The 20,189-nt window shown below is 45.9% G+C and carries 17 protein-coding genes and 1 other RNA gene; 9 read left to right on the top strand and 9 right to left on the bottom strand.

All coding sequences use genetic code 11. The features are described 5' to 3' along the window. Nucleotides 1-18: 18 nt before the first annotated feature. Nucleotides 19-385, bottom strand: a transfer-messenger RNA (tmRNA) gene (gene ssrA / locus GT360_RS11075). A gap of 67 nt (nucleotides 386-452) precedes the next feature. Beyond that, entirely contained in the window at nucleotides 453-938 is a 486-nt protein-coding gene (smpB, locus tag GT360_RS11070; protein WP_164648927.1) for an SsrA-binding protein SmpB, read from the bottom strand. Between the two features lie 117 nt (nucleotides 939-1,055). On the opposite strand from smpB, the gene GT360_RS11065 reads away from it, so the two are divergent. Beyond that, entirely contained in the window at nucleotides 1,056-1,499 is a 444-nt protein-coding gene (locus GT360_RS11065) for an SRPBCC family protein (RefSeq protein ID WP_164648926.1), read from the top strand. Next, a complete protein-coding gene (locus tag GT360_RS11060; RefSeq protein ID WP_164648925.1) occupies nucleotides 1,489-1,842 on the top strand; it encodes an RnfH family protein in 354 nt (117 codons plus the stop codon). The genes GT360_RS11065 and GT360_RS11060 overlap by 11 nt, the downstream gene beginning before the upstream one ends. 65 nt (nucleotides 1,843-1,907) lie before the next feature. On the opposite strand, the gene bamE is transcribed toward GT360_RS11060, so the two are convergent. The 3 genes from bamE to nadK all read right to left on the bottom strand — a co-directional run bounded on the left by bamE (nucleotide 1,908) and on the right by nadK (nucleotide 5,201). After that, nucleotides 1,908-2,267, bottom strand: a complete 360-nt coding sequence (gene bamE, locus GT360_RS11055) for an outer membrane protein assembly factor BamE (RefSeq protein ID WP_164648924.1) — start codon at nucleotides 2,265-2,267, stop codon at nucleotides 1,908-1,910. A gap of 219 nt (nucleotides 2,268-2,486) precedes the next feature. Next, nucleotides 2,487-4,151, bottom strand: a complete 1,665-nt coding sequence (gene recN / locus GT360_RS11050) for a DNA repair protein RecN (RefSeq protein ID WP_164648923.1) — start codon at nucleotides 4,149-4,151, stop codon at nucleotides 2,487-2,489. A 165-nt stretch (nucleotides 4,152-4,316) separates the two neighbouring features. Beyond that, on the bottom strand, nucleotides 4,317-5,201 hold the full coding sequence (nadK, locus tag GT360_RS11045) for an NAD(+) kinase (protein WP_164648922.1): 885 nt from the start codon (nucleotides 5,199-5,201) through the stop codon (nucleotides 4,317-4,319). 244 nt (nucleotides 5,202-5,445) lie between these two features. Between nadK and grpE the strand changes: the two genes are divergently transcribed. The 7 genes from grpE to GT360_RS11010 all read left to right on the top strand — a co-directional run bounded on the left by grpE (nucleotide 5,446) and on the right by GT360_RS11010 (nucleotide 15,362). Further along, entirely contained in the window at nucleotides 5,446-6,054 is a 609-nt protein-coding gene (gene grpE / locus GT360_RS11040; protein WP_164648921.1) for a nucleotide exchange factor GrpE, read from the top strand. Nucleotides 6,055-6,352: 298 nt separating this feature from the next. Beyond that, on the top strand, nucleotides 6,353-7,627 hold the full coding sequence (locus tag GT360_RS11035) for a dicarboxylate/amino acid:cation symporter (protein ID WP_164648920.1): 1,275 nt from the start codon (nucleotides 6,353-6,355) through the stop codon (nucleotides 7,625-7,627). Nucleotides 7,628-8,297: 670 nt separating this feature from the next. Further along, nucleotides 8,298-10,211 carry a molecular chaperone DnaK gene (gene dnaK / locus GT360_RS11030; RefSeq protein WP_164648919.1) on the top strand — a complete coding sequence of 638 codons (1,914 nt, stop codon included), beginning with the start codon at nucleotides 8,298-8,300 and terminating at the stop codon, nucleotides 10,209-10,211. A 202-nt stretch (nucleotides 10,212-10,413) separates the two neighbouring features. Beyond that, nucleotides 10,414-11,556: a molecular chaperone DnaJ gene (dnaJ, locus tag GT360_RS11025; protein ID WP_164648918.1), complete on the top strand. Its 1,143-nt coding sequence runs from the start codon at nucleotides 10,414-10,416 to the stop codon at nucleotides 11,554-11,556. Nucleotides 11,557-11,858: 302 nt separating this feature from the next. Continuing rightward, nucleotides 11,859-12,887 carry a DNA polymerase IV gene (dinB, locus tag GT360_RS11020; RefSeq protein WP_239502631.1) on the top strand — a complete coding sequence of 343 codons (1,029 nt, stop codon included), beginning with the start codon at nucleotides 11,859-11,861 and terminating at the stop codon, nucleotides 12,885-12,887. Nucleotides 12,888-12,984: 97 nt separating this feature from the next. Continuing rightward, nucleotides 12,985-13,731, top strand: a complete 747-nt coding sequence (locus GT360_RS11015) for a DUF2884 family protein (RefSeq protein ID WP_164648916.1) — start codon at nucleotides 12,985-12,987, stop codon at nucleotides 13,729-13,731. 266 nt (nucleotides 13,732-13,997) lie between these two features. After that, a complete protein-coding gene (locus tag GT360_RS11010) occupies nucleotides 13,998-15,362 on the top strand; it encodes a sodium-dependent transporter (RefSeq protein WP_239502547.1) in 1,365 nt (454 codons plus the stop codon). 76 nt (nucleotides 15,363-15,438) lie between these two features. Here the strand turns inward: GT360_RS11010 and GT360_RS11005 are convergent, their stop codons facing one another. From GT360_RS11005 to GT360_RS10990, 4 genes are all read right to left on the bottom strand, one after another. Next, entirely contained in the window at nucleotides 15,439-16,503 is a 1,065-nt protein-coding gene (locus tag GT360_RS11005; protein ID WP_164648914.1) for a succinylglutamate desuccinylase/aspartoacylase family protein, read from the bottom strand. Further along, entirely contained in the window at nucleotides 16,490-17,395 is a 906-nt protein-coding gene (rimK, locus tag GT360_RS11000; RefSeq protein ID WP_164648913.1) for a 30S ribosomal protein S6--L-glutamate ligase, read from the bottom strand. Before rimK ends, GT360_RS11005 begins: the two co-directional genes overlap by 14 nt. Before the next feature lie 5 nt (nucleotides 17,396-17,400). Further along, entirely contained in the window at nucleotides 17,401-17,847 is a 447-nt protein-coding gene (locus GT360_RS10995) for an ATP-dependent zinc protease family protein (protein WP_164648912.1), read from the bottom strand. 266 nt (nucleotides 17,848-18,113) lie between these two features. After that, nucleotides 18,114-19,580 (bottom strand): aminoacyl-histidine dipeptidase, encoded by a 1,467-nt coding sequence (locus GT360_RS10990; protein WP_164648911.1) that lies wholly within the window; start codon nucleotides 19,578-19,580, stop codon nucleotides 18,114-18,116. Nucleotides 19,581-20,189 lie beyond the last annotated feature (609 nt).

Below are 20,189 nucleotides of genomic sequence, written 5' to 3'. Positions count from 1 at the left end.
CGTCTTAATTTATTGAATTGGTGGAGCTGGCGGGAGTTGAACCCGCGTCCAAAAACCATTCATCATTGGTACTACATGCTTAGTCGATCTTTAATTTCACCACCGACCTGCGAACCGACACGCTAGTTGATGGCTATCCTGAATTAAACTTCGCCGTTCATCTCTCAGGCGGGAGAATCCGGGCTAGCTCTTTTGGGTTTGATCTCTTGTTGGTCCCCGTCTTAAAAGCGGAAGCTAGGGCAAGAGAGCTCTCAGCAGGTTATTAAGCTGCTAGTGCGTAGTTTTCGTCGTTTGCGACTATTTTTTTGCGGCTTTTTACGTGGCCAACCGCCCCACGGCATGCACCTCAGACTGCAAAATTCCTGTCGAATCCTAAATCAGCCCCAAAGTGTTCTTCGCATACTACCAGAAAAGTAAACCCTGTCTAGCGTTGTGCGTTTAACTGCTCAATATTAGCGCAGCGAGCTCTTCATGACGCGCGCTTTTTCACGTGCCCAATCTTTCTCTTTAAGATCAGTACGTTTATCGTGCAGTTTTTTACCCTTAGCAACACCGATTTTCATCTTCACCCAAGAACGAGACCAGTAAAGAGAAAGTGCTGCTAAAGTCATACCTTCGCGGTTGATACGACCCAGTAGGTTATCAAGTTCGCGACGGCTTAAAAGAAGTTTACGTACGCGCGTAGGGTTTGCGACGACGTGTGTTGATGCTTGATTAAGAGGAGTAATCGTCATACCGCTGACAAACGCTTCTCCGTCACGCATGAAAACGTAACTTTCAGCGATGTTCGCTTTACCCTGACGAAGTGATTTTACTTCCCAGCCCTGTAGCTCCAAGCCGGCTTCAATTTCATCATCGATGAAGTATTCGTGGCGAGCTTTCTTATTGAGAGCGATGGTATTGCTACCCGCTTTTTGTTTTGATTTTTTCTTTGCCATAGTCCCTGCATTATACGGTCAGTGGAGCGGTTAGCAACTCCCTTTATTTGCGCTCAGAGCAAATAAAAGTGAAAATAGAGAGCGAATCGATGTTCAACGCATCCATGAGGAGAGTTTATGAAGCAAGTCAGTCGTTCCGCATTAGTCAGTTTTAGTGCTGAACAGATGTATGACCTAGTCAATGATGTGTCAAACTATCCGGAGTTTTTGCCAGGCTGTGCGGGCTCTAAAGTCTTGGAGTCGGGGGATGCCTCAATGGTGGCATCGGTCGATGTAGCAAAAGCGGGCATCAGCAAAACCTTCACCACGAACAATACGCTATTGCCAGGGCGCTCTATCGTGATGGATTTAGTAGATGGTCCATTTAAGTCTTTAACAGGCGGTTGGTATTTTACACCGCTTGATGAGCAAGCATGTAAAGTTGAGCTCAAACTCGAGTTCGAATTTAGCAGCAAGATGATCGAACTTGCCTTTGGTAAAGTGTTTCATGAACTCACTAACAACATGGTGAATGCGTTTACTAAACGCGCAAAGCAGGTATATCAGTGTTATGAGTATTGAGTCTGAGATGATTCATGTTGAGGTGGTGTATGCATTACCTCAAGAGCAACGAGTGTTTACCTTGGTCGTGAATGAAAAAACGACGGTCGAGGAGATTATTGAGCAATCTGGTGTGTTAAAACTCTACCCAGAGATTGATCTTGCAAAGAACAAAGTCGGCGTGTTCAGCCGTAACGTTAAGCTGGATGCCACCGTGCGTGACCGCGACCGTATTGAGATTTATCGTCCACTTTTGGCTGACCCAAAAGAGATTCGACGCAAGCGAGCTGAGCAGGCGAAAGCCAGTGGCGCCGCAGATCCTGTCACAGGCGGAAAGCCTAGTCCGCTAAGAAAGACAGGCTAAATAGACCCTGACAAAACAAAAGCTCGCCTAGGCGAGCTTTTTTGATGTTCACTGTTTGTCGGTGATTAACGTAAGCTTTCGTAGAAGCTCTCACCCACAATGTAATCACCCGTAATATCCGTTAGTGTGCCTGCTTCATCGAAATTAACGACAAGGTCACGCTGGATTGAGTCTTGATGACCCTTCGTATGGTGATAGATGTAGTACCAGGTATCAGGACGACCATTTTCAATCAACATTGGTGAGCCAAGTACAAAACGCACTTGCTCTTTGGTCATACCAAATCTTAATTTGTCTACCGCTTCCTGCTCGACATAGTTGCCTTGGTTAATATCGATTCGATAAACCAGTTTTTCCGCCAAGGAACAACCCGTTAACATCGTCAGAGCAAGTGGGACAGCGATCAGCCACTTCTTAAACTGCATAGGTGATTTCATTGTGTCTAGTTGAATTAAACTTGGCTGATAATAAACAAGCTAGCGCCAGATGTATAGCCAACCAAGGGAAAGATGCGGGTTTTGTGTTTTGAGTTGAGTGCTTTGTCTCACGCTTTTAACTTGACCGCGAGATTTAAGACCATAGAAGCGTCAAATAGTTGCACTCAAACCAAACACTTGCTCAGCTTGGTTTGAGTGCCGAAGGAATTATGCTGCGATAAGTAGCTCTTTTGCGTTTGCCAGTGTGCTCTCAGTGATTTCACTGCCCCCCAATAGACGGGCTAGCTCGCCCACGCGCTGTTCACAATCGAGCAGGCGCATTTGGGTTTCAGTTTTACCACCTTTGGTTTGTTTGGCGACAAACAGCTGTTGATGACCACTGCCCGCCACTTGAGGTAAGTGAGTGACACACAGTACCTGAGTCGATTCGCCAAGTTTACGCAGCATTTTTCCAACAACCGCTGCGGTAGGGCCGCTGATGCCCACATCGACTTCATCGAAAATCAGGCTTGGTGTATCGACTTTTTGTGCGGTAATGACTTGGATAGCTAATGAGATTCGCGATAACTCACCACCAGAGGCGACCTTTGCGATGGGTTGCATTGGTTGGCCTGGGTTCGTTGAGACAAGGAAAGTCACGTTGTCCATACCAAGCGGTGAAGGGTGGGGCATGTCATTACACACATCAATGCAGAATTTCGCTTTTTCCATACTGAGTTCGTGCATGCTTTGCGTAATGAGCTTGTTGAGCTCTTTGGCGTAGCGCGAACGTGATTTGTGCAGTTTCTCTGAGTGGTTCAAAAACAGCTGGAACTTCTCCTGTACCTCTTGAGCGAGACCATCGAGCTTTTCATCCGAGCAATCAAGTGCTTCAATTTGCTGAAGAAGATCTTGGTGGTGTTGATACAGCTCTTCTGGCATAACGTGGTGCTTGCGAGAAATCGACATGATTTTCGAGAATCGCTCTTCAACGTAAGCCATACGCGCAGGGTCTACATCGATGCTGTCGAGATAGTTGCGCAGTTCACTGTTTGCTTCTTCAATCTGGATCATCGCTTCTGAAAGCATGTTTGGCAGCTCAGCAAGTTTCTCATCCAGTTCAGCGAGCTGAATTAGGGAGTGACTGGCTGATTGGAGAATACCAAGCGCATTAACTTCTTCACCTTCATAGATAAGCTCAATGGCTTGCTGACAGGTAGAGGCGAGCTCACCGCTGTTGGATAGGCGTTTGTGTTCTTGTTCAAGCTCTTGGAATTCATCTTCATTGATCGCTAACTCGTTAAGTTCTTTGATCTGATATTCAAGCAGCTGCTTTTGGGCTAGGTTAGCTTGGCTGTTCTCTTTGAGTTGCTTGAGGTTGTTATCCGCTTGTCGCCATGCTTGATAAGCATGGCGTGTCGCTTTTAAAAGATTCGTATGACCCGCATATTGGTCAAGCATCGCCATTTGGTACTCGGACTTCATCAATTGATGGTGGGCATGTTGACCATGTATATTGATCAAAAGCTGGCCGAGTGATTTTAGCTGTGAGAGTGGCACTGGACTGCCATTAACAAAAGCACGTGAACGGCCTTCTTTAGTGATGGTTCGGCGCAGAATACACTCACTACCGTCGAGTAGGTCATTGTCTTCGAGCCAGCGTGTTGCGTGAATATTATTGTCCAGATTAAACGCAGCACTGACCTCCGTTTTCTCTTCACCTTGGCGCACCATTCCAGCTTCTGCTCGCCCTCCTAGGCAAAGGCCCAGTGCATCGATAGCGATAGATTTACCCGCACCGGTTTCGCCAGTGATGGTGGTCATGCCCTGGGCAAGTTCGAGTTGTAGAGTTTTAACGATAGCAAAGTTGTTTACGCTTAAATGAGCCAGCATTTTTAGATACCTGTATAACTGAACAATACTGTATAAGAAAACAGTATATACTGTTTCTTTATACAGTAAAGTTACACAGTGAGAATTTTTTGTGAGTTTGATTAAAGTTATGGCGTAAACAAAAACGCCCCATAAAAATGGGGCGTGTGAAGAGAAAGCTCATGTTTAGAATAACTTACTTGACCAACCAAGCTTGTTTCGTAAAACGTGGTAATAGCTATAGTCTTTCGGATGTATCAGTTTGAGACAGTTTGGGCTGCGGTAGATGTGAATTTCATCACCGGGTGAGACAGGCAGTGAAATTTGACCGTCGCAACTTACTTCCTGGGTTCCACGATTGTCTGGAGACACCACTAATTTGATGCGGCGATCACCATCGACAACCAGTGGGCGACTGGAGAGTGTATGTGGGAACATTGGCACCAGGCTTATTGCATTCATGCTGGTTGATAGGATTGGGCCACCACCAGAGAGTGAGTAGGCGGTTGAGCCTGTTGGCGTCGCGACAATTAAGCCATCAGAGCGTTGTGAAAAAGCAAAACTATCATCGATATAAACCTCAAACTCGATCATGTGTGCAACTTGACCAGGGTGGAGCACCGCCTCATTGAGTGCCGCATTATGGCTCTTAATTTGACCGTGACGATGAATCTCAGCTTCGAGAAGAAAACGTTCCTCAACGATGTAATCACCGTTCATAACTTCTGTGAGTGTTCCCTCGAAGTCATCAGGGTTAACATCGGTTAGGAAGCCTAAATTGCCTTTATTAACGCCGATAACGCAGATATCAAAGCGTGATAATACCCTGGCGGCTCCGAGCATATTGCCATCACCACCAACCACAATTGCAAGATCAGCGGTGTTACCAAGAGCGATCAGATTAGAGAAGTCCGACTCTGGAATATCTGACAAGATATCTTGCAGCCTATCATCGATGAAAACCTGTTTTCCTTGGCTTTTAAGCCAATGATAGAGCTCTCGGTGGGTTTGTATGGCGTGTTGGTCTCGAGGTTTGCCAATTATCGCGATGATGTCAAAAGACTTTTTCATTCGTATCGACCTGACTTGCATAGGGTATTTTTATCGTAATGACTTAACTTTACAGCGAAAAGTCGCGCTACGCACCTTTCTATCGTAACAATCGGTATGTTAGGGCTTGAAACGGGCTTTATCATCCCCATAATAAGGTCAAGTTAACCCTATAAATGAATTTTATACGCAGGCTAGATATGAGGGTGTATCCTCACTTTCATCACTGTTATTCGCGTGTGAATCGTTGAATTCTGGAGACATCATGAGCAACGAAGAAAACAAAGTAAACGAAGAAGAACTAAAGCAAGACGTTGAGCAAGTTGAGCAAGACGCGGAAGTCGTAGGCGCAGAAGGCGATATCGAGTGGAACGCTGAGGAAGTTGAACAAGACGAAACTGAATCAAAGATCGCTCAACTGGAAGCGGCACTACTTTCAAGCGAAGCTAAAGTTCAAGAGCAGCAAGACTCTGTTCTTCGTGCGAAAGCAGAAGTTGAAAACATGCGTCGTCGTACAGAGCAAGAGATCGACAAGGCACGTAAGTTTGCCTTGAACAAGTTTGCGGAAGAGCTACTACCTGTGATCGACAACCTAGAGCGTGCGATTCAAGCTGCTGATGCTGAGAATGAAGTTGTGAAGCCGATTCTTGAAGGTGTAGAGCTGACGCACAAGACGTTCCAAGACACGTTAGCGAAGAACGGCTTGAAAGAGATTAACCCAGAGGGTGAGACGTTCAATCCTGAAATGCATCAAGCGATGTCGATTCAAGAAAGCCCAGATCACGAATCAAATACAGTGATGTTCGTAATGCAAAAAGGTTACGAGCTAAACGGTCGAGTGATCCGTCCAGCAATGGTTATGGTCGCGAAGTAGATAATTAGTTAAACTATTTATCTATACATTTATCAATTAAGAGAGGTTTATGCCTCTCTTTTTTTGTTTGTTAGTTATATGAACTTAACAAACGACTAAATTGCCTCATGATATTGTTATTTTATTTTGCGCACTGCGATTGCTTGACATTTTATGCTGACTCTGAGTTTGTGAATGAAATGTAAAAAGTTCTTTTCTTTTGCTTCTCCACTTGTAGTATGTGTCGTAATTCTCGCCATGGAAGCGAGAAAATTCTTATAAGAAACACAATGCAAACACAAACGTCCGGAGAGTAGTTATGGACAAATCTCTTTCAAGTAAAATCTTCGTAGGATTATTTACTGGTTTAATCATCGGTACCGCAATCCAATACCTTCTTAACGACATCGCCCTATTTGATACCTACTTGCTTGGTTTAGCAGAGGGTGCAGGTGGTATGTTCGTGTCATTGATTAAGCTTCTCGTTGTTCCTCTAGTCTACGTTTCTATCGTATGCGGCATCGTTGAGCTAAAAGACATTCGCTCGTTTGGTCGCCTAGGTGGCAAGACATTCTCGCTTTACATTTTGAATACTATTTTTGCGATTATTGCTGCACTTGCGATTGCGATGATTGTACAGCCGGGGGCGGGTGCAAACCTAGCAGGTACAGTTGAAGGCACAGTAGAAATTGCCTCTACAACCACGCCTGATATCTTCTCCATGGTAGTGAACATCGTTCCAAGCAATCCTTTCCAAGCGTTTGCTGAAGGCGACATGCTACAGATCATCTTTATGGCTATCTTGACGGGTCTAGCGATTCAAGCGCTGGATACGCAAGCGAAACCAGCGGTAAAAGCATTTAAGATTGCTAACAGCGTGATGATGAAACTGATCGGCTTGGTGATGAGTCTAGCGCCATATGGTGTGTTTGCTTTGATGATTCAGTTGGGTGCAACCCTTGATGCCAACACGCTAGGTTCTGTAGCGGGTTATGTAGCGCTTGTCGTTGCGGTACTTTGTTTCTGGATCTTTGTGGTTTATCCGATTTTGGTTCAGCTGTTCACTGGAATTTCAGCGCGCGAGTTTTCTCGCAAGACTCGTGAGCAGGTGCTGTTTTCTCTATCAACAGCAAGCTCCAACGCGACGATTCCAGTGACGATGCGAACCCTTACAGATAAGCTGGGTGTGTCTAAGTCTGTGGCTGGCTTTGGTGTGCCGCTAGGCGCAACGATGAACATGGCTGGTGCGTCTATCTATATCGCTATTGCCGCTGTGTTCTGTGCTAATGCTTTTGGTCAGCCAATCGCGATGGCCGATATGCTGACACTTGGCTTTACTGTTCTTCTCCTATCGATTGGCGCTGGTGGTGTACCAGGCGGTGGCGTCGTGATGATCGGTGTTATTTTGCACCAACTGGGTCTACCACCAGAAGGCCTTGCAATTGTTGCCGCGGTTGACCGCATTAATGATATGTTCTGTACGTCGTCAAACGTAGTAGGTGATACTGCCGTGAACACGATTGTCGCGAAGTCAGAAGGCGAAATTGGTGTTGAGGAGACGCGTGAAGCGCAACCTGCTCAGTCTAATGCTTAATTGAATATGTGACGCTAGATATCGGAGCGAGGCACAGTCCTCGCTCTTGTTTTATGGCTGCATCTTTTTGCGACAATTTCTAATATTCCATCCTTTACTGCCTCCGCCATCCGATCTTGCTACCTTCATCCTATCCAGCCGCCGTCATCCTGAAGAATTTCAGGATCTACTCACAACGCGCTGTATGCTTATCGTGCCCACTCAGGTAGATGTTGAAACCAGTTCAACATGACGCGTGGTAAGTACAATGGCTTCGCCTGAGAAATACATCATCGCTTTCGTCACTCTTTTATTGCTCTCGTCATTCTCTACTACTTTCGTGATCCACTGCCACGTCCGTCATCCGTTCCTTCCCCCGTCATCCTGAAGAATTTCAGGATCTACTCATAACGCGCTATATGCTTACCGTGCCCACTCAGTTAGATGTTAAAACCAGTTCAACATGACGCGTGCTGTGAGCTCTAGGCCAATTCGAAACATGACTATTTATTTATAACTTCAATTTTTTTTACTTTGTCCCCTTGAAAACCCATTTCTAGCCCTTATCTATGGTGCATACGAGAAACAAACATGAAAATTTTTGTTTGTTATTAGGGGTTGAATCCCGATTCTCCATCCCCACATAGGGGATATAACCAAACGAAAATAGAATTTATTCGGAGATAGCCTGATGGGTAAAATCATTGGTATTGACTTAGGTACTACTAACTCTTGTGTTGCTGTTCTTGACGGTGACAAGCCACGCGTAATCGAAAACGCGGAAGGCGAGCGTACAACAGCATCGGTAATCGCATACACAGATGGTGAAACGCTGGTTGGTCAACCTGCAAAACGTCAAGCAGTAACTAACCCAGAAAACACGCTATTTGCTATTAAGCGTCTTATCGGTCGTCGTTTTGAAGACGAAGAAGTACAGCGTGATATCGAAATTATGCCTTACAAAATTGTTAAGGCAGACAACGGTGATGCATGGGTAGAAGCGAAAGGCCAACAAATGGCTGCTCCTCAAGTATCTGCTGAAGTACTTAAGAAAATGAAGAAAACTGCTGAAGACTTCCTTGGTGAGGAAGTCACTGGCGCGGTTATCACAGTTCCTGCTTACTTTAACGATGCTCAGCGTCAAGCAACGAAAGATGCTGGCCGTATCGCTGGTCTAGAAGTTAAACGTATCATCAACGAACCGACAGCAGCGGCTCTAGCTTACGGTCTAGACAAGAAAGGCGGTGACCGCACTATCGCTGTATACGACCTTGGTGGTGGTACATTTGATATCTCAATCATCGAAATCGATGAAGTTGAAGGCGAGAAAACATTTGAAGTTCTAGCGACTAACGGTGACACGCACCTTGGTGGTGAAGACTTCGATAACCGCATGATCAACTACCTAGTTGAAGAGTTTAAGAAAGAGCAAGGCATCGATCTTAAAACTGATCCACTAGCGATGCAGCGTGTTAAAGAAGCAGCAGAAAAAGCGAAAATCGAGCTTTCTTCTACTTCACAAACAGACGTTAACCTACCGTACGTAACGGCTGACGCGACGGGTCCTAAGCACATGAACGTTAAAGTAACTCGTGCGAAACTAGAATCTCTAGTTGAAGACCTAGTTCAACGTTCTCTTGAGCCACTAAAAGTTGCTCTTGCAGATGCTGACCTATCAGTAAGCGACATCAACGACGTTATCCTAGTTGGTGGTCAGACTCGTATGCCTATGGTTCAAGCTAAAGTGGCGGAGTTCTTCGGTAAAGAAGCTCGTCGTGACGTGAACCCTGACGAAGCAGTAGCAATGGGTGCTGCAGTTCAAGGTGGTGTACTTGCGGGTGAGGTTAAAGATGTACTTCTACTAGACGTTACTCCACTGTCTCTAGGTATCGAGACGATGGGCGGCGTAATGACTAAGCTAGTTGAGAAGAACACAACGATCCCAACAAAAGCGAACCAAGTTTTCTCTACTGCAGAAGACAACCAGAACGCAGTAACTATCCACGTTCTACAAGGTGAGCGTAAGCAAGCGTCTTACAACAAGTCTCTTGGTCAATTTAACCTAGAAGGTATTCAAGCAGCACCTCGTGGCATGCCACAAATCGAAGTAACATTCGACCTAGATGCTGACGGTATCCTACACGTGTCTGCAAAAGACAAGCAGACAGGTAAAGAGCAGAAGATCACTATCCAAGCGTCTGGTGGTCTAAGCGACGAAGATATCGAGAAAATGGTTCAAGAAGCAGAAGCGAACAAAGAAGCGGACAAGAAGTTCGAAGAGCTAGCGGCTGCACGTAACCAAGCTGACCAAATGATTCACGGTACTCGCAAGCAAGTAGAAGAAGCTGGTGAAGCTCTACCTGCAGAAGAGAAAGAGAAGATTGAAGCAGCAATCACTGAACTTGAAGAAGCTCGTAAAGGCGAAGATAAAGAAGCTATCGACGCTAAAGTTCAAGCTCTAATGACAGCAGCTCAGAAGCTGATGGAAATTGCTCAACAACAAGCTCAAGCGGCTCAAGGCGCTGAAGCAGGTGCAGAGCAACCTCAGCAAGACGACGTTGTAGATGCAGAGTTTGAAGAAGTTAAAGAAGACGACAAGAAGTAATTCTTCGGTCTTTTAACTTAACTGACTAAATCTTGCGGGCGTTTGAGGTAACTCATACGCCCGTATGTTTGTAAATACGACTTGTCGTTCCAGCTAAATACTTTGCTCTTGTGCTTTAAAAAGCTTTTAGCTAGAACGATACAAACACCCAGCGGTGCTTTCTAATAAGCCCGTTAGCAGTACTAAATTGGTGACGAAGAACATGTCAAAACGTGATTTTTACGAAGTATTAGGCGTTAGCCGTGATGCATCAGAGCGCGATATTAAGAAGGCGTACAAGCGCCTAGCGATGAAATTCCACCCTGACCGCAATCAGGGTGATGAATCTGCGGCAGAAAAGTTTAAAGAAGTAAAAGAAGCGTACGAAATCCTGCTTGATCCACAGAAGAAGGCAGCCTACGACCAATACGGTCACGCGGCGTTTGAACAAGGTGGCATGGGCGGCGGTGGCTTTGGCGGCGGCCAAGGTGATTTCGGCGATATCTTTGGCGATGTATTTGGTGACATCTTCGGCGGTGGCCGTGGTCGCGGTGGTCAACAACGTGCGCAGCGCGGTGCAGACTTGCGTTACAACATGGAGCTATCGCTAGAAGAAGCGGTACGTGGTGTATCGAAAGAGATTGAAGTACCAACACTGGTTCACTGTGATACATGTGACGGTAGCGGCGCGAAGAAAGGCTCATCACCAGAGACATGTGGTACCTGTCATGGTCATGGCCAAGTACAAATGCGTCAAGGCTTCTTTGCTGTTCAGCAAACCTGTCCAACCTGTCACGGTAAAGGCAAGATCATTAAAGACCCATGTAATGTGTGTCATGGTCAAGGTCGCAAGCAGAAAACTAAGACGCTTAGCGTTAAGATCCCTGCGGGTGTCGACACTGGCGATCGCATTCGTCTATCTGGCGAGGGTGAAGCGGGCGAAATGGGTGCTCCAGCCGGTGACTTGTATGTACAAGTGCACGTGAAAGAGCACAACATTTTTGAGCGCGATGGCAACAACCTATACTGTGAAGTCCCAGTTAGCTTTGCAATGGCAGCCCTTGGTGGCGAAGTTGAAGTCCCAACGCTTGATGGTCGTGTGAATCTGAAAGTGCCTACTGAGACACAAACAGGTCGCATGTTCCGTATGCGTGGTAAAGGCGTGAAAGGTGTTCGCGGCGGTGGTGTAGGCGATCTTATCGTTAAGCTAGTGGTAGAAACGCCAGTCAACCTAAGCTCACGTCAGAAAGAGCTGCTTAAAGAGTTTGAAGAGTCATGTGGCGGCGATGCAGCAACCAAGCATAAGCCAAAGTCAGAAGGTTTTTTCAACGGCGTGAAGAAATTCTTTGATGACCTGACGAGCTAATCGATTTAACGATTACTATCAAATAACAAAAACCTGTACCCTTCGGTGCAGGTTTTTGCGTTATAGAGCAGAGCAGTAGGAGGCTATTGAAGGGCTTGCTATACAATGTTCACATCTTGTTAAGGTACGTCCTTTCGTCCTGCCTCATTAAAGATTATAGCGATGAACCAATGCAACAAAGTGTTGGCTGAGTTCGGTCGTGTGTGCCCTATCTCTCAATTGAATACAAAAAGCACATGAATTATACTGGTTAAATATACAGTTTTTAGGGTTCGGTAGTGAAGAAAATCATCCATATCGACATGGATTGCTTCTATGCAGCGGTGGAGATGCGTGACAATCCAGAGCTAAGAGATGTGCCTATTGCAGTGGGGGGGCGAGATAAACGCCGAGGTGTGGTATCGACATGTAATTACCAGGCGCGTCAATTTGGTGTGCGCAGTGCGATGCCAACCATAAAAGCTTTTGAGTTATGCCCGAATCTAGTGTTAGTACCTGGCCGAATGGATGTTTACAAACAGGTGTCACGCCAGATCCACGAAATATTTCACCGTTACACAAATACCATAGAGCCGCTATCACTGGATGAAGCCTATCTTGATGTGACTGACAGCACCCAATGTCGGGGTTCAGCAACACTCATTGCTAATGCCATCCGCCGAGATATTGAAAATGAGCTCAATCTCACGGCTTCTGCCGGCGTTGCACCTATCAAGTTTGTTGCCAAGGTGGCCTCAGACGTCAACAAGCCAAATGGAATTTGTGTCGTGACCCCGGATAAGCTGCAAGATTTTATTGATGAACTGCCATTAGAGAAGATTCCTGGAGTTGGCAAGGTATCGATAGAAAAACTCAACAGCGCGGGTTACTTCTCATGTTTAGACATCCGCAATAGCAATCAGGGGGATGTCATTCGTCAATTTGGTCGCTTGGGTGCCTCGCTGTGGAATCGAAGCCACGGTATTGATTCAAGAGAAGTTGAGACAACTCGCGAGCGTAAATCGGTTGGGGTGGAGCGTACGCTTGCCAATAATATTAAGAGTTACGAAGAGTGCTGGCAGTTGATTGAGGAAAAGCTGTTTCCAGAGTTGCAGAGGCGGCTCTCTCGCTATACTGATATCGGAGAAATTGCCAAGCAGGGCATAAAGCTAAAGTTTGAAGATTTTCAACTTACCACCATTGAACACCAGCACACCTTGCTCGATCTGAATGACTTCAAGCCGTTATTAAAAGAGGTATTGCAGCGACAAAAAGGTCGAGGAATACGTTTGATTGGACTTAATGTCACGCTAAAGCCGCAGGGTGATAGCCATCAGCTATCGCTTATCTAGTTGTTTATAAGCGTATTTGTCATAGAGTTAAATAGTTGTCCCAGTGTGCTAATTGATCTCATAATACGTCAGTCAGACGTTCGGTTTAGAGGTAGTAATGAAAGCGATTATGTTTGCAGTAGGGAGCATTGTTCTCGCGCCTGCAGTTTGGGCTACAGAGTGTCGTGTTGATATTGATAACGATGTCTACTTTAGTGCCAACTCTCTAAAGGTAGGTGATACGAGTGGCGCTTATCTAGAGATTGATCATGAAGATCAGGTGACTGTTGAAGGCGAAGTGTTGGCATTGACTCCCGAGCAACAACTTGCGATTGAGTCGTATAAGCAGCGCCTTGCTGAATATGGGCCGAGAGTAAAGCAATTGACTGATGATGGTTTATCCATTGCGTTGGACATTATCGACGAAGTCTCTATAGCTATGGATGCACCACACGCATTTGATGATTTAAAGTCAGCCTTGGCAGACTATTTTGGTCAGCTTCAAGAAAGGTATTACAGTCAAGATGGCTTCTCCGTTCCTGCTGCGTCATTTGACGAGCTTATCGAGCAATGGCAGCAAGAGTTAGAGGAAGCAAAGGCATTGTTTACTCGCGAATTTTTTGAAGACGCATTTAATGCACTGTCTGCGAAGATGAATCAAGAAGGTGGTCTAAATTTAACGCAGATGGCTGAAGAGATGGGTGAGCTTAAGGGGCAACTGGAGCAGAAGTTTCGTGAGCACGCCAACCAACTTAAGAAGGATAAAGATAGCCTTTGTGATGAGCTTGAGGGAATGAAACAGCAAGAGCAAGAGTTGCATCAAAAAATCCCACAGCTTAAAAACTATCGTGTATTCACGATTTAAAGCGAGCGTATCCTAAATCATGAGCCCTGTTCTGGGTTATGTCGGACAATCCAGAATAGTCATGTTTACTGACAGGCTGATCCACAATTCTATCTAGCCAAAGATATGGTCATAAATAGTACCTTTCCCCAGTGTACTTGGGTGTAAATCTAGGTATACATTCCTTAGTAGTTTAATTACCTATTATTCGTTGAAATAGCAGTCGTTCGACTTGCTACTGTAGTGCTTTGTCGTTATCGTACTCGCAAACTAGTATGGTGGTATTTATGGGCAGTGTAACCAACTCTTTTCAGCGTGAAGGCTTTAGCTCTCGAATGGGCTTTGTGTTAGCAGCGGCGGGCGCAGCCGTTGGTTTGGGTAATATATGGGGCTTTCCAACGCAAGCGGCCAGTAATGGCGGTGGCGCTTTCCTTTTTGTCTACACTGTGATGATCATTGTCGTCGCATTTCCAATGCTATTGCTTGAAATGGCGATCGGCCGCCATGGACAAGCCAATCCAATCGATAGCTTAGTCTCAGTGGGTGAGCATCGTTCAAGCGGTATATTCGGGCGAGCTGCAGGCTGGCTGAGTCTTCTCGTACCGTGTGCGGTGATGGGCTTTTACAGCGTCGTTGGCGGCTGGTTGATCTGCTTCTTTTTCGGTGCCATTTTCGAAGCCCTCGGTGCTGTGGGGTTAGCAGATTGGTTCAAAGGGTTTTCCTTTGAGCGTAATGTTGTTGGTACATTGGTCTTCTACTGGTTGACGATGCTGATTGTACGTAGCGGTGTAAAGCAAGGGATTGAAAAGTGGTCTACCCGTTTGATGCCTGCTCTTTTCGTGCTGTTTTTTGTTTTGTTTGCCTACATTATGATGCAGCAAGGTGCGGTAGAAGGCCTAAAACACTACCTTATTCCAGACTTTGCTAAGATTTGGGATCGCCAGTTGTTGCTCGCCGCAATGGGACAGGGCTTTTTCTCTCTGACGATTGGTGGCTGCTCGATGCTGATCTACGGCTCTTACCTAAGTAAGAAAGAGAGCTTACCAAAAGCGGCGATGAGCGTAGCGATTGTTGACTCAGGTGTCGCTATTATCGCTGGTCTCGTGGTGATCCCTGCTATGTATGTGGCGATGAACCAAGGCGTCGCTATTTACGCAGAAGATGGCAGCTTGCTGAACTCCGATACCTTGGTATTCACAGTGCTGCCTTTGATGTTTGAAAGCTTGGGATTACTGGGGCAGCTGTTTGCAATTATTTTCTTCTTATTACTCACTATTGCTGCGCTTACCTCTTCAATTTCAATGTTGGAGTGCCCAGTGGCGCTTGTCTGTGAGCGTTTTAATACCAAACGTTCAACCACGACTTATGTTTTAGGCAGCGTTATTGCTCTGTTTAGTTTGGTTATTGTTGCAAACTTCGGCCAGCTATTTGGTTTGGTTGCTATGGTGGCTACCCAGTACTTGCAGCCTTTTGCCGCACTGATGATTTGTCTATTTGGTGGTTGGGCTTGGAGCCGAGCAGGAAAGATGAGAGAGATTGAACAGGGAGAGCCCGCGTTTGCTACTAGTGCCTTAGGAAGAATATGGCCTATTTATATCAAAATCGTTTGTCCGATTTTGGTGGGGACCATTATTTGGGCGTCTTTCCTTTAAGAGACGCTTTTAAGTAAAGTGGTTTATTCTGATAAAAGTAAAGCCGAGTTGGTTAACACTGACTCGGCTTTGTTTATTACGGGTTCTTGATTTCAATTGCCCCGGTGGTGAGCGACTCTTCTTCGCTTGCCACCTCAACAATAAATTCATCGACCACTTGTTCTACTTCTTCTTCATCTTGGGTGAAGTAGGCAAGGTGGAATATCGCGTCACCTTCGTTGACCAAAGGTAGTGTCTGCTGACCAATCACGATACCGCTGCGATGCGCTTTTATTGCAACCTCGCTATGACCTAGAGGGGATGCGATGTAAGCGATGATCTGACCTTTCTCAACTTTATCCCCCAGTGATACTTGAGTTCGTAGAATGCCATCGTCTTCTGCGCGAATCCAACTAGTGGACTTAGCGATAACAGGCGTTGGCAACTTCTTGCGACTTGCTCTTAGCATTCCGATTGCTTTCATGACGCGCTGAACGCCAATAAATCCCGCTGATATACAGATAGGTTCAAAACGCAATGCTTCACCTGCCTCATAGGTTAGGACCGGGATACCCAAACGCTCGGCTTCGCTACGCAGTGAGCCGTCACGTAAAGGAGCATCGACAATCACTGGCGTCGCAAATGCCTTTGCGATTCGTAGGGTTTCAGGGTTGCTCAAATCTGCACGAATTTGTGGCAGGTTTGTGCGGTGAATCGCACCGGTATGAAGATCAAGGATGTAATCACATTTACCGACTAATGCATCAAAGAATGTATGAGCAACTCGTGAGGCAAGTGAGCCTTTTTCTGAGCCAGGGAAGCAACGGTTCAGGTCACGACGGTCTGGCAAGTAGCGCGATTTATGAATAAAACCAAAAGTATTGACGATCGGCACCGCGATCACCGTTCCTTTGAGCTTGGTTTCATCCAATGTGTCGATCAGTTGGCGCACGACTTCTACGCCGTTTAACTCATCACCATGGATAGCCGCATTGACCATCAGTACTGGACCTGGGTATTTGCCGTTGATCACCTCGACTGGAATAGAGAGAGGTGAATGGGTGTAGAGTTTTGGGCCTTCTATCTCAATGACTGAGCGAGACCCTGCTGGGGTTAATTGCCCCAGCAGTTCAAATGGTTGGTTGAATTTAACCTTTGCCACGAGTTTGCGTCCTTTTGCTAGCGGCGTTTTTCTCGATAAATTCGATGATCATGCCCGCTACATCTTTACCAGTTGCTGCTTCGATGCCTTCTAGGCCTGGTGAAGAGTTAACCTCCATCACCAACGGGCCTCGTTCAGAGCGAAGCAAGTCAACACCAGCTACGTTCAGCCCCATGATTTTCGCCGCTGCGACTGCAGTGCGACGTTCTTCAGGGGTGATCTTAACCAAAGAAGCAGTGCCACCTCGGTGTAGGTTAGAGCGAAACTCTCCCTCCGCACCTTGGCGTTTCATCGCAGCGATAACTTTGTCACCGATAACAAAGCAACGAATGTCAGCGCCACCTGCCTCTTTGATGTACTCTTGCACCATGATGTTGGCTTTTAGACCCATAAACGCTTCAACAACACTCTCTGCTGCTTTGCGAGTTTCAGCCAATACCACACCAATGCCTTGTGTTCCCTCAAGCAGCTTGATGACGACTGGCGCCCCACCCACCATATCGAGGAGGTCTTTTACATCATCTGGCTTACTTGCAAAACCTGTAATCGGCATACCAATACCCTTGCGTGACAGCAGTTGCATTGAGCGCAACTTGTCACGCGAGCGAGTGATGGCGACTGATTCATTAACCGGATAGACGCCCATCATCTCAAACTGACGCAATACGGCGGTACCGAAGAAGGTCACCGAAGCGCCGATGCGAGGAATGACAGCGTCAAAATCAATGAGCTCTTCGCCTTTGTAATGAATTTGAGGTTTTTCAGAGTTGATGTTCATGTAGGTACGCAGTGCGTCAATCACCTTCACCTCGTGGCCGCGAGCTTCGGCAGCTTCAATTAAGCGGCGAGTAGAGTAAAGTTTTGCATTGCGAGATAGGATGCCAATTTTCATCAATATTACTCCTCAAATTTCACTAAAAAAGATGCGGCCGGATCGACCAAAATACGGTTTTCCATTGCTGTTCTGCCAAGGAGCATACGGAAAGCCATGTTGTCTCTGTTGGTTAAAGTGACCTCGATTGACCAGCTTTGATTGTCAATGTGAAGCTCTGTCTCAATGACGTAGCGCATTGTTTCATGGCCACCAGAGTCCCTAACCAAACGCTCATCAATCACTTTTGCTTCACAGACGATTTCTGTTTGTTCATCGTGCTGATTTGGGTGTACCCAAAATCTCACCCACTGTTGGGTCTGTTCGTCTACGCGCTTTTCAAAAGCTTCGACTTTAAAAGCATGAATACATGAGGTTCTAGCTCCGGTATCCACCTTTGCTTTGATTTTTTCTATTCCTAGTTGAGGCAGGCTCAAGTATTCGCGCCAGCCAGTGATGATTTTTTTATTCATTTTGGAGTCAACCAATATGCAATTAACGGTGTCTATTCATAGTAGATAGACGCGTTTTGGTTCAGTGCGAGTGTATTAAGTAAAGTACCTCTTCCGGATGGCGTGAAATTTAGCAGCGATAAGTGAGGGTGACTAACGAATAAAAATTTCCCATAAGACAAATAGTTTTTATCTATTAAGGGGAGGGAAAAGAGGGATTTTTGTTAAGTGATTGAATATACGGTAAAGAAAAGCCGAGCAGTTGCTCGGCTTAGAGATTGAGGGGATTATGCTTTTTCTGGGATTGCTGCAAGAAGAGCAACCATTTGTTGCCAGAAAAGGTCGACGGTGTCGATTTTTACTTTCTCATCTGGTGAATGTGGGAACTTGATGGTTGGGCCAAACGACACCATGTCCATGTTTGGGTATGGCTTTTTGAATAAGCCACATTCAAGACCTGCATGAATAACCATGATGTTTGGCTTGTGGCCGTAGATCTCTTGGTACATATCACGGAAGATTGCCATGATCTCCGAATCAGCATCCGGCTTCCAGCCAGGGTAAGCGCCGTTAAAGCTCATATCCGCGCCAGCAAGTTCTGCGACTGAGTGAAGCATGCCCTCAACTTGACTGCGACCGGAATCAATCAATGAACGAATGAGGCACAAAACGGTGATCTTATCTGCTTCAGTCGTGATGACGCCAACGTTTAATGAAGTTTCAACCACACCTTCAATTTCATCACTCATACGAATCACGCCATTTGGACAGGCATTCAATGCCGCGACAAAACGCGACTGCGAGGCAAGATCGATCACTTGCTCTTGGGTCTCTTGGGCTTGATTGAATGAAACGATGTCGGTTTCGACTTTACCAAGTTCTTGTTTAAGCAGTTCTGTGTAGAACTTGAATCGCTCATTGAGCTTCGCAGCGTTTGCAGCGGGTAGGGCAACCGTAACGAATGCTTCACGGGGAATCGCATTGCGTAGGCTACCGCCACGAAATTCAATAAGACGCAAGTCTAACTCTTTTGCATGACCCGCTAGAAAGCGACCCAATAGTTTGTTTGCATTACCACGGCCGGTGTGAATATCACAACCCGAGTGCCCACCTTTTAAACCTTTCAACGTTAGCTGCTGAGTAACGTAGCCTTCAGGAATCGCTTCACGCTGAATATCGAAGGTCATTGCGCCATCAATACCGCCAGCACAGCCCATGTAGACTTCACCCTCTTGCTCAGAGTCAGTGTTCAGAAGGATGTCGCCTTCTAGCCAACCCTCTTCTAGGCCAAAGGCGCCCGTCATTCCCGCTTCTTCATCAATGGTCAGAAGCACTTCGATAGGGCCATGTGCAATGTCGTCTGCATCCAGTACTGCAAGGCAAGAGGCCATTCCGATGCCGTTATCAGCACCAAGAGTGGTGCCTTCGGCTGTTAACCATTCGCCATCAACGTATGGACGGATTGGATCGGTGGTAAAGTCATGAACCGTGTCTTCATTTTTTTGCGGCACCATATCGATGTGCGCTTGCAGAACGACACCTTTGCGGCTTTCCATACCTGCTGTCGCAGGTTTTTTGATGAACACGTTACCGGTTTGGTCGCGCTTAACGTCTAGGCCCTTGCTTTCCGCCCATTGAACGATGTGCTGTGCTAAAGCTTCTTCATGCTTTGACGGGTGAGGAATCGAACAGATCGTTGCGAAAAATGGCCAAATAGGGTTTGAAGATGGGATCTGTTTTAGAAAATCGGTCACGGGAGTGCTCCTTTAAAAGGTATTGATACGTGCTCTCTATATGCAGTTATTGTAGGTGGCTTGTGCCTTGCGCATGGTCGATTACACTGAGCTTTACTTGACGGTTAGCATATCACTCTGCTTGATAGATGCAAAATAGTCGTCTTGGGTAGCGCTTAGAGAACAAGGAAGGAAAATTAGGCTTGTTATGTAACTTACTTACAGAAATATCAATTTTCATACTTCATAACACCTTTTTGTGAGTTTGATCATTATTTTGTTGTAATAAATTTTCAGGGTGGTATATTTATCACCGTTGCTTAGGCAGCTGTAAATGCTCAAAGGATGAGCCCGATTTATCGCCTCCAGGGAACCGAGAAATCATTTTTTATTTAATTTTTGATTGATAGGTGATAGCGATGAAAGGTTTACCTTCTGCAATGTTCTGGAACGACAAGGGTGTCTTCACGAGTAACTTTGCATACCCAACAAGCTTTGGATACTAAGTTTGTTACCTGAACATTTTGTTCAACCCCCGATTTATTTGGAATTTTATTACAACCTAATTTAGGTTGACCGATTCTACCGCCACTCATTATGAGTGGCGTTTTTTTATCTGCGTAAAAAACC

It is taken from the genome of Vibrio astriarenae (assembly GCF_010587385.1).
GTDB classification, from domain to species: domain Bacteria; phylum Pseudomonadota; class Gammaproteobacteria; order Enterobacterales; family Vibrionaceae; genus Vibrio; species Vibrio astriarenae.
The sequence above is the reverse complement of the archived record's forward strand: the minus strand, read 5'-3'. Positions and strand labels throughout refer to the sequence as shown.